The organism is Sulfurimonas sp., from assembly GCF_034005705.1.
GTDB lineage: Bacteria > Campylobacterota > Campylobacteria > Campylobacterales > Sulfurimonadaceae > Sulfurimonas.
Map to the genome: position 1 here is coordinate 1 of NZ_JAVEUF010000029.1, position 9561 is coordinate 9561.

At 40.8% G+C, this 9561-nt stretch carries 11 protein-coding genes and 1 tRNA gene; 8 read left to right on the forward strand and 4 right to left on the reverse strand.

The features are described 5' to 3' along the window. The 4 genes from RBR61_RS09825 to RBR61_RS09840 form a co-directional block, all read left to right on the forward strand. Positions 1–519: aldehyde dehydrogenase family protein (locus tag RBR61_RS09825; RefSeq protein ID WP_320343979.1), on the forward strand; the 519-nt coding region annotated here is incomplete at its 5' end. 86 nt (positions 520–605) lie between these two features. Beyond that, on the forward strand, positions 606–947 hold the full coding sequence (locus tag RBR61_RS09830; RefSeq protein ID WP_320343981.1) for a hypothetical protein: 342 nt from the start codon (positions 606–608) through the stop codon (positions 945–947). A 7-nt stretch (positions 948–954) separates the two neighbouring features. After that, positions 955–2202: a hypothetical protein gene (locus RBR61_RS09835; RefSeq protein ID WP_320343983.1), complete on the forward strand. Its 1248-nt coding sequence runs from the start codon at positions 955–957 to the stop codon at positions 2200–2202. Positions 2203–2212: 10 nt separating this feature from the next. Next, on the forward strand, positions 2213–2512 hold the full coding sequence (locus tag RBR61_RS09840) for a metal-sulfur cluster assembly factor (protein ID WP_320343985.1): 300 nt from the start codon (positions 2213–2215) through the stop codon (positions 2510–2512). 4 nt (positions 2513–2516) lie between these two features. Here RBR61_RS09840 and RBR61_RS09845 read toward each other — a convergent pair whose 3' ends face one another. After that, positions 2517–3602: a response regulator gene (locus RBR61_RS09845; protein WP_320343986.1), complete on the reverse strand. Its 1086-nt coding sequence runs from the start codon at positions 3600–3602 to the stop codon at positions 2517–2519. A gap of 91 nt (positions 3603–3693) precedes the next feature. On the opposite strand from RBR61_RS09845, the gene rsmH reads away from it, so the two are divergent. From rsmH to RBR61_RS09865, 4 genes are all read left to right on the forward strand, one after another. After that, complete coding sequence (gene rsmH, locus RBR61_RS09850; RefSeq protein ID WP_320343988.1) at positions 3694–4623, forward strand: 16S rRNA (cytosine(1402)-N(4))-methyltransferase RsmH; 930 nt, start codon at positions 3694–3696, stop codon at positions 4621–4623. Then, on the forward strand, positions 4620–4898 hold the full coding sequence (locus RBR61_RS09855) for a hypothetical protein (protein ID WP_320343989.1): 279 nt from the start codon (positions 4620–4622) through the stop codon (positions 4896–4898). Before rsmH ends, RBR61_RS09855 begins: the two co-directional genes overlap by 4 nt. 9 nt (positions 4899–4907) lie before the next feature. After that, the gene (locus tag RBR61_RS09860) at positions 4908–8042 is read left to right on the forward strand and encodes an efflux RND transporter permease subunit (RefSeq protein ID WP_320343991.1); all 3135 of its coding nucleotides are present in this window, start codon (positions 4908–4910) and stop codon (positions 8040–8042) included. Positions 8043–8222: 180 nt separating this feature from the next. Continuing rightward, a tRNA-Ile gene (locus RBR61_RS09865) sits at positions 8223–8299 on the forward strand. A gap of 14 nt (positions 8300–8313) precedes the next feature. Here the strand turns inward: RBR61_RS09865 and RBR61_RS09870 are convergent. The 3 genes from RBR61_RS09870 to RBR61_RS09880 all read right to left on the reverse strand — a co-directional run. Continuing rightward, positions 8314–8775 (reverse strand): holin family protein, encoded by a 462-nt coding sequence (locus tag RBR61_RS09870; RefSeq protein ID WP_320343992.1) that lies wholly within the window; start codon positions 8773–8775, stop codon positions 8314–8316. A gap of 1 nt (position 8776) precedes the next feature. Then, the gene (locus RBR61_RS09875; RefSeq protein WP_320343994.1) at positions 8777–9250 is read right to left on the reverse strand and encodes a glycosyl hydrolase 108 family protein; all 474 of its coding nucleotides are present in this window, start codon (positions 9248–9250) and stop codon (positions 8777–8779) included. Between the two features lies 1 nt (position 9251). Further along, positions 9252–9561, reverse strand: a 310-nt coding sequence (locus tag RBR61_RS09880; RefSeq protein WP_320343995.1) for a hypothetical protein, incomplete at its 5' end; no start/stop codon positions are given.

Genomic DNA, 9561 nt, shown 5'->3' on the forward strand with positions numbered 1-9561 from the left:
TGCTCTTCCGATCTCGCAAAAGTGCAAAGACCGGGAGTCTGTAATGCGATGGAGACTCTTTTGGTAGACAGCGCTATTGCAAAAGAGGCTCTTCCTCTTTTAAAAGTAGAGTTTGACAAGGCGCATACTGAGTTAAAAGGGTGTAAAAAGACTCAGGCTATCATAGATGTCGCAAATGCTACGGATGAGGATTATGACACAGAGTATCTTGCAAATATACTAAACATAAAAGTTGTAGATGGAGTGGAGGGCGCGATAGAGCATATTGTTAGATTTAGCTCAGGCCACTCTGAGGCGATCATCACTCAAAACGTGACAGCCGCAGAGACATTTCTAAATGCCATTGATGCGGCAGCCGTTTACCTCAATGCCTCTACAAGATTTACGGACGGCGGAGCATTCGGTTTCGGTGCTGAGGTAGGTATCAGTACCAACAAGCTTCACGCAAGAGGTCCGATGGGGATAGAGGGACTTACGACTTACAAGTTTAAAATATATGGAAGCGGACAAACAAGATAAATATACCTCCTAATGTTGATACAGGTCAACGCTATGTATTTATATATTAAATATAATTTAGTTATATAAAATGAAAAGGAGTTTTGATGTCACTTATTCCAGATGAGGCTTCAAAAATAGAAGTTACCGGCGCAACGGTAGATTTTTATAAACTAGAAAAGGACGGGGAGAGCACTTACTACTTTGATACGTCTAAATGCGGTCCGCCGGATCCTATGGTAAATGCCGTATGCGGTCTAAAGCTCATAAAAGGAACCAGTGACAAGTTGGTCATGATAAACCACAAAACGCCCGGCGGACTCTTTGCAAAACTTGGAGATGATATCTCTTATGAAACCCAGCAGACTCCGGAGGGCTTGGTAAAAGTGATCTTCTCAAGCAACGGCTCATCAGACTCTGCAACAGATCTTGAAAATATAAGTCACTAACAGCTTTATGTTCTCAGTATCACAAGACTTTGCCCCTCCGTTTAAACTTATCTCTCCATTCTTTATATTGGGGAGTCTGTTTTATCTGCTATCGGTCATATTTATATTTTTCTTCTCGGCGGATAATCTATCTATGTTGGACACGAAAGTATTAAGCTTTGTCCATCTCTTTTTACTCGGCTTTGTAATGATGATAATCTTTGGAGCAATGGCTCAGCTTGTGCCAGTAGTGCTTGAAGTAGGGCACTTTGGGGTTGAACTATTTTATGCAATATGGCCGCTGCTTGGTATAGGTACAATTATGATGGCATTTGGATTTATGAGCTATCCGACACTTCTGCCTTTTGGCGGAACGGTCGTATTGATCGCCATGATGATATTTGTGATGGAGATATTTCTGACCATAAAAAAGGTAAAGAAGTTCAATTTGGTAATCAGCAGTATGCTCATAGCGAATATATTTCTCTTTTTTGGAATCATATTCGGTCTTGCTATGGCTCTTGGATATGCGGGAATGATCTCGGTTGATATAGACGCACTTTTAAGAGGGCATGTGTTTTTGGTTGTTACAGGCTACATCGTAGTTACCGTCATGGGGCTCTCCGTAGTTTTGCTTCCTATGTTTGGACTCTCACACGGCTTTAGCAAAAAACCTCTTGAGATAGCTATAACGCTCGTGAGCATCTCCGTGCTCTCTGTCGTGCTCTCATCTTTAAACGGCTCAGCGCTTTTTGCATATGGAGGTTATATGTTGGCAGCTGCAGGACTGCTGATATATTTCTACTTTATATATACGATACACAAGACCAGAGCGAGAAAAGAGATAGATATTTACGCAAGATCGCTTATGTTCGCATACTTCTCTTTAGTTGTTTCGCTCTCTTTTGCATTGGTTTATTTAGCCATAGGCTATGAGCCGCTTTTGTTGGCGTCCGCATGGATGATGTTCTTTGGTTTTTTTGCATTTATAATCACGGGGCACATATATAAGATCATCCCGTTTCTGGTCTGGTTTGAGAGATTTTCTCCGCTTGTCGGAAAGCAGAAGGTTCCGATGCTCGCGGATATGCTTCCTGCAAGGAGCTCTTCGGCACAGCTTCTGTTTTGCGCTTTGGGTGTTGTAGTTGTAGCGGCGGCTATATTGCTTCAAGACGGACTCGTTTTAAAGGCGGGAGCCTCATTTTTATTGATGGGCGCTCTGGCACTGCTTAGAAGCGTGTTTTATATGATAAATTATAAAGAAAATAAAATTTAAGGATAATAGAATGTATACAAAAGATGAATTATTGTTAGCGATATCGACGGTCATCGATCCTGAGGTAGGTTTTAACCTTGTTGAGATGGGGCTTATTTATGACGCTTCATGTGACGAGGAGGGAAATGCTTATGTAAAGATGACGCTCTCTACAAAAGCCTGCCCGATGCATCAGCTTATTCAGCAGTGGGTGAAAGAGGCCGTGCAGAAGATGGCAGGGATAAAAAGCGTAGAGATCGATCTGGTCTGGGAACCTGAGTGGAATATCACTATGGCAGACGAGCACGTAAAAAAGGCTCTTAGCCGCTAAAGGGCTAAGCGGCCATATACTCTTTGATAGCCTCGCAAACTCTCTCAAGCGCTCTTTTGTATTTCTTTAGATCGCTGACATAGCTTAAGTCTGAAGGGTTGGCGATGCTCTTTTTTAGCTCAAGTGCTGCATCATGCAGATTGTCTGCACCGATATTTGCCGCCACACCGGATATATCAAGGAGAAGTTTATCGGCATCTATGCCGTTTGTTCCGTTTATATGCTCTTGAAGCGTCTTTTCAGAGTCTGAGTATTTTGATAGAAAATCATTTAATATTTCAAGATAGAACTCTCTGTCTCCTCCGCATATCTCCAAACCTTTATGAATATCAAATTCAGCACTCTCTTGAGAGACTGCAGAAGCTGTTTTTTGCAACTCCTCTCCCGTAGTATAGATATATAAAATATCATAGAGCGCATCCATTTTAAGAGGTTTCTCCAGATGCGCTTCCATACCTACGTTTAGCATATTTCTGACATCGTCTGCCGCAGTATCGCCGCTTAGCGCCACAATTGGAATATGCTCATAGTTCGGATTTTTTCTAATGATTCTTGTCGCCTGAAAACCGTCAACTACAGGCATATGGGCATCCATGAAGATCACTGCAAAATCTCTGTCGTTTTCTAAAATATTTAGCGCTTCCTGACCGTCGTTGGCAATAGTTATATCAATGCCCGAGGTAGACAACAGCCCCATAATGACTTTCTGGTTTATTATATTGTCTTCGGCTATAAGTACTCTTGTTCCTTTAAAATCCTCAAAGTCGTCTTTGGTGATTTTGCCGTGGGGGATAAGTTCGCGCTTCTTTCTGTTCGTCGGTACGGGAGCAGCAGTCTCAACTGGAGCGCTCGGCGTCTCTTGGAGTTGCTGCGGCTCTTCTTTGAGTTCTGGTTCCTCTTTTTCTTCTATGACCTCTGCCGAAGGTTCCGCCTCTTTTTTATCGCTTTTTGGAGCTTCTGTCTGCTCCTCTTTTGCTGATTCAGCCGCTTTGCCTTTTGAACTTTTCAACAGGATAACGATCGTTATGAGAGTTACTGCGACAATCAATCCTATGAGTTCTATATAATATTGACTTATTATTGTTTGCATACCAGAGCTCTTTTTTTCTTTATCATACTGTAATAAAAATTAAACTTTACAAAGTTGATGTATAATTGCAAGAAAATAGTTTAGGTCTTAAATGCAAATCATCCCACACGTTCCGGTTTTATACACTCAGGTACTCGATACGTTCAGTGATATTGAAGAGGGAGTTATAATAGACTGTACTATGGGGTATGGCGGGCACTCGTCGATGATACTTGAAGCCAACCCAAATATCAAACTTATAGCAATTGACCAAGACCAGACCGCGATAGATTTTTCTACCAAAAGATTAGAGCCATACAGAGATAGAGTCGAGATAAAAAAGGGGCGTTTTTCATCGGTCATAAAAGAGATTCTAAAAGAGTATGACATTAAAGATATTAGAGGCATTTTGGCAGACATCGGGGTTTCATCGCTTCAGCTTGACCAAAAAGAGAGGGGCTTCTCTTTTGCAAGTGAGAACCTTGATATGAGAATGGACAAAGACGCTCCGCTAAGTGCTGCAGAGGTTGTAAACGAGTACTCTCAAACTGACCTTGAGAGGATTTTGCTTGAGTACGGCGAGCTTAGAAACTACAAAAAGATAGCCTCTTTTATAGTAAGTAACCGCCCATTCTCATCTGCACAAGAGTTGAGCGAAGCCGTGACTCACCTTATGCCAAAGGGGAAGAAAATTCACCCTGCAACACTTCTGATGCAGGCCATCCGCATAGAGGTTAATAACGAGCTCGGTGAACTGAGCTCGCTTTTAGACACCATCGAAGAGGCGAAATTTCCAAATGCAAAAATAGCGATAATCTCTTTTCATTCGCTTGAGGACAGAATAGTAAAAAACAGGTTCAGTAAATGGAGCAAGAGCTGTATCTGCCCGCCTGAAGCGATGAGATGTACGTGCGGCAACAATCACTCATACGGTAGAGTCTTGACCAAAAAGCCAATTACCGCCGAAGATGATGAGCTAAAGGCAAACCCGAGAAGCAGAAGCGCAAAACTCAGAGTATTTGAAACGGATGCAGAGCAGTGAGTGATAAAACAGAGCTTTTAAATGAACTCGACATAGTTCTAAATCCAAAAAAAGATGTGGATGTAAACCATCTTCTCTATGTTCTGCTCGGTATCGTGTTCGTCTGTATCGTGCTCTTTCCTAAAATATATATTCAACAACAGATCTACTTTAAAAGCAGGGATATATCAAAACTAAAAAGCGAGTATGATACGCTAAAAGAGGAGAACAGGCTTATAAAAGGCTCTGTTGAATCTATTAAGTTTAAAAACCAAGTACTTGATACAATATTTTAAAGAGGTTCGATGACTCGTCGTTTTTTAGAGTTTGCAATAGATAAACCGCTGCTCAACCATATCTTACTTACATTTATTTTTGTTCTCTCAATATTTGCATATGTAAACATTCCAAAAGAGATATTTCCTCCTATGAATATGGACAAGGTCACTGTCACGGGCGGATACGCTGGAACTTCTGCCGATGTGCTTGACAAGATGGTCGTAAAAACCATAGAGGATGACCTTCAAAACATCAGTGAACTCGACATTATAAAAACTACCATAAAAAACGGCTCCTTTTCGATCATTGCCGACATAAAGCCTGGGTCTGACAACGCGAATGTTTTAAATGACGTAAAAGACATAGTAAGCAGCGTGAAAAAAGATCTGCCCGCAGATATGGCAGAGCCTATCGCAAAGATACAGCTGCACAATTTTCCACTCGCACTTGTGGCACTTGCGGGCGATAGACCAAAAGAGGAGCTTCTCTTAAGAGCGGAGGAGCTAAAGAGCGAGCTTAGCAAACTAAAAGAGCTTAGCGAGATCACCATCCGTGGTGATGCTGAAGAAGAGCTTGTCATAAAGATAAACGAGCAGAAAGTTCTGGCGTTTGGACTGCAACCTGCCATGGCGGTGGATGCGCTAAGGAGCATAAGCTCCATTTTCCCCATAGGAACTATTAAAGACAGAGGTTCGCATCTATACATCTCTACATATAACGGAGAAAAAAGCAAGGTAGACATTGAGAGTACCGTTATTAACGTAGGCGGCTCGAGAGTCAGAGTAGGCGATATTGCAGATGTCTCGTTCAGACTTAGTGATGAGACGGAACTTTCTCACTACAACGGTGTTAGAAACATATCTATAAACGTTGCAAAAGCAAAAGAGGGAAATGCGATAGAGCTTGTAAAACAGGTCAGAGCCCTTTTAAAAGAGAGCGAAAAACTTCATCCTGAGCTTCGTTATGAGATATATGCAGATACTTCCGTGTGGATAAAGAACCGTCTAAATACCGTATTTGCAAATATAACCTTTGGACTTATGCTTGTCTTTTTGGCGATGCTTATATTTATTAACCGCGGAATTGCCGTGGTTGTCGCTATCGGAATCCCTCTGAGTTTTATGATAGGATTGATCGCCACTGAGATAATGGGAGATTCTCTAAATATGCTCTCGCTTCTAGGAGCGCTCATAGCTCTTGGTATGCTCGTCGATGAGGCGATAGTCGTTGCAGAGAACATCTACAGACACCTTGAAGAGGGGATGGATAGAAGAGAGGCGGCGATAGTAGGGGCACAGGAGATGTTCCCTGCCGTATTGACCGCTACGCTGACGACAGTTTTTGCGTTTTTGCCTATGCTTCTGCTAAGCGGCGAGATGGGAATGTTCATCAAAATAATTCCTATCATGATAACCGTTCTTCTCCTTTCATCGCTTTTTGAGGCGTTTTACTTCCTGCCGCTCCATGCGCACGACTTTTTAAAGGTATCACATAGTGACAGCTCTACAAGAAAGATATGGAAAAAACTCACCTCTTGGCACAGCGCCGTTTTGCACTTTGTTTTTAAAAAGAGATGGATCTCGCTTATAGTCATGGTCGTTGCTATCTTATCTTTGACTGCCGTTATGATAAAAAACTCCAAGTTTCAGCTCTTTCCTGATTTTGACACCACGCAGGTCTACGTCTACGGAAAGGTAAATGTCAACAATGAGCTTGAAGATACCGAGGCAATTGTTACCGAGCTTGAGAAAGAACTTTTAAAGCACATAAAAGGGGATGATATCTCCTCGATAACCTCCGTTATAGGATTTAAGCTCGATGCCAAAAATATGGTCGAGACGGGAGAGCATCTGTTTCATATATTTATTGACCTTAGCGAGCGTGCCGCAGATAATGCTTTTGATGAGTACATTAGCCCATATCTTTCAATAGAGTATGATGCTGAGATACTAAAAAGAGAGAGAGACGCAAGAGAGATAGCCGTAGATGTCGAGAGGGTGGTAGAGCCTTTTAGAAAAGCAAAAGAGGGTGACAATATCATCTTTGAAGAGCTTGTCGTAAAGGTTCCAGGAGCAGGAGTTGTAGCTTCGGATATAGAGATAAGCCTAAGTGCAGCTGATGAGCAAAAAACCATGCAGGGGATAAAAGAGCTTGAAGATGCCCTAAGAGCCGTTGAGGGTGTAAGCAATATATCAAACGATGCAACACTCGGCGAAAAAGAGCTAAAACTGCGCGTAAACGAGTATGGACAGCAGCTTGGCTTTAATGAGGAGCTGATATCAAAAGAGCTTAGAGCGTACTACCTTAAAGGCGAATACGGCAAAATGTTCAATGATAGCGGGCTTGTCCGCATAAAGATAGAGAGCGGTGTCAATGAGCAGATAGAGTCTATAGAGAGGGTAGAAGTGCAGGTTCCTTCAAGCGATACTTTTGTCTTACTCAAAGATATTTGCGACTTTATCATAACCCAAGGCTTTGTAGCTCTTCAAAAAGAGAACGGCGAGAGAATAAGAACGGTGGTCGCTTCCATAGACAAGAAGATCATCACATCTGCCGAAGTTATGAAAAAACTTGAACCCGCATTTGCAAAATTAAAGAGTGAGGGCTACAAGCTAGAGATAAAAGGAGAGGAGAAGGAGAACGCCAAAAACAAAAGAGAGCTGATGCAGTCTGCACTTATAGCTATCTTTCTGATATTTATAACGCTTGTCTGGCTCTTTGACTCCATAAAAAAATCTCTTATTGTCATAAGTACTATACCGCTTGTTCTGCTTGGCGTATTCTTTGGGCATATGTTAATGGGAATAAACCTTACAATGCCTGGTATGATAGGAGTCGTAGGGCTTGCGGGAGTTGTCGTCAATGACGGTCTTATAGTTGTAAACTTTATAAAAAACGCAAGAAACGTAGAGGAACTAATGAAGCAGGCACAGACTAGGTTAAGACCTATTTTGTTGACATCGCTTACTACCGTGCTTGGACTCTCGACGCTGATATTCTTCGCTTCAGGGCAGGCTATGATACTTCAGCCTATGGCTATCTCACTCGGATTTGGAATAGCTTGGGCGACCGTATTAAACCTGGTCTACGTGCCGCTTCTATACGCAGTTGTCTTTAAAATCAAAGATGTCCAAATATCAGAAAATTCTAAGGTGGTCTGAAGTATAATTCCGACCTACTAAGCGATAGCTTCGATAGAAACAGTGGGTTCTTAGCTCAGTTGGTTAGAGCCCTCCGCTCATAACGGATAATGAATACATGTAGAAAAGCCCTAAAGCAAGGCTTTAAAAGGTTTTAAAACTTTTTGGGTGTCCCTTTGGGTGTCCCCTTTTATAATAGATGGGCTTTTAACTCAGCTGGTTAGAGTCCCCCGCTCATAACGGGGTTGTCGCAGGTTCGAGTCCTGCAAAGCCCACCATCTACTTTTTATTTTTACATTTTTTTAGTATCAATATTCTTAGTTTTATCAAAACTTCTCATTACACCAATACCCAGCATACCGCTTACAATCGTCCATAATGCACCAATATCTAATACTGGTGGATAGCTTATTTCTTTTGGTATTATCTCTTGAGATTGCAAGAAAGTCCACAACCATATCAAAAAAGGATATATAATAAATTGGTAGGCTAAAGCTATTGCACCAATCCAACCAACAGCTGGTCTCCATCCAGCAATAAAAATATTTGGGTGCTGAGCTTCAATTTTATTTACTTCAATTTGTCCTGTCATTAATTTTGTGTCTAGCTCTTTGTTCTGAAAGTCATATTGTAACTTTGTCTTTAAAATTTCATTTTCTTTTTCAAGTCTCTCTTCATCGCTTGTAATAAGTTCATCAGCAATTTTACCAACACTATCTATTATGCCGCCGCCAAAAAAATCTAATAAGTCCATATTATGCTCCAAGTACCCTATTTATCCATCCAAATAAAAACTTTTTATTTTCCGGTCTGATTTTAACAAGATAAGCATATCTTGCTATTTTTGCCAATTTATACTTAACTAGAAATAGCTCTTCATTAATTTCATTTAGCTTTGCTAATGACTGAACTCCAATAATACCGTCAGGATGTGAACCTATTATTACTTGAGCTAATTTACTCGCAGTTCTCGAACCCATATTAACAGCTGTATCAAATATTTCATAAGCTACTAAATCACTATTTATTTCATCGCCCTTAATGCTATCCCAATAGTCTTGCTTGTATATTGCCTTAGCCTCATCAGTTGTGAGATTTTTAATATCTATATGTGGGTAAGCTCTTTTACTTATTCCAAACTTTGTTTCGCCACCTCTATCGTTTGGGTCGTTTACATAGCCACCCTCACTAACCAAAACCTTATCTATAGAATTGTTAAAATTAGCCATTTTATTGTTCCTTTACAGCTGACAATATTTCTTTTAACCCATCGTTCAAACTGTCAAACTTTTTTTCAAAAGTATCAAACCTTGTATCAATATGTTTTTCAACTTGCCTAAACATCTCTTTAGTCATAAATTCATCTCTTACTTCTTTCATTGTAGGGCTTTGGTTTATTTGTTGTTGAAGCTTTATAATATCACTAGAACAACTATCTAGCTTTGATAAAACAGAATTTTCAGCCTTGGAGAAATGAACTAATAAAGGAGCATTGCTATCAACAAATTTTTCTAATTGCTTTAATCTATCATCTTGCTCG

Excerpts from the sequence above, each read along its gene's own strand:
- RBR61_RS09830 (WP_320343981.1), top strand. The coding sequence starts at position 606 with ATGTCACTTATTCCAGATGAGGCTTCAAAAATAGAAGTTACCGGCGCA.
- RBR61_RS09835 (WP_320343983.1), top strand. The coding sequence starts at position 955 with ATGTTCTCAGTATCACAAGACTTTGCCCCTCCGTTTAAACTTATCTCT.
- RBR61_RS09840 (WP_320343985.1), top strand. The coding sequence starts at position 2,213 with ATGTATACAAAAGATGAATTATTGTTAGCGATATCGACGGTCATCGAT.
- RBR61_RS09845 (WP_320343986.1), bottom strand. The coding sequence starts at position 3,602 with ATGCAAACAATAATAAGTCAATATTATATAGAACTCATAGGATTGATT.
- rsmH (WP_320343988.1), top strand. The coding sequence starts at position 3,694 with ATGCAAATCATCCCACACGTTCCGGTTTTATACACTCAGGTACTCGAT.
- RBR61_RS09860 (WP_320343991.1), top strand. The coding sequence starts at position 4,908 with ATGACTCGTCGTTTTTTAGAGTTTGCAATAGATAAACCGCTGCTCAAC.
- RBR61_RS09870 (WP_320343992.1), bottom strand. The coding sequence starts at position 8,775 with ATGGACTTATTAGATTTTTTTGGCGGCGGCATAATAGATAGTGTTGGT.
- RBR61_RS09875 (WP_320343994.1), bottom strand. The coding sequence starts at position 9,250 with ATGGCTAATTTTAACAATTCTATAGATAAGGTTTTGGTTAGTGAGGGT.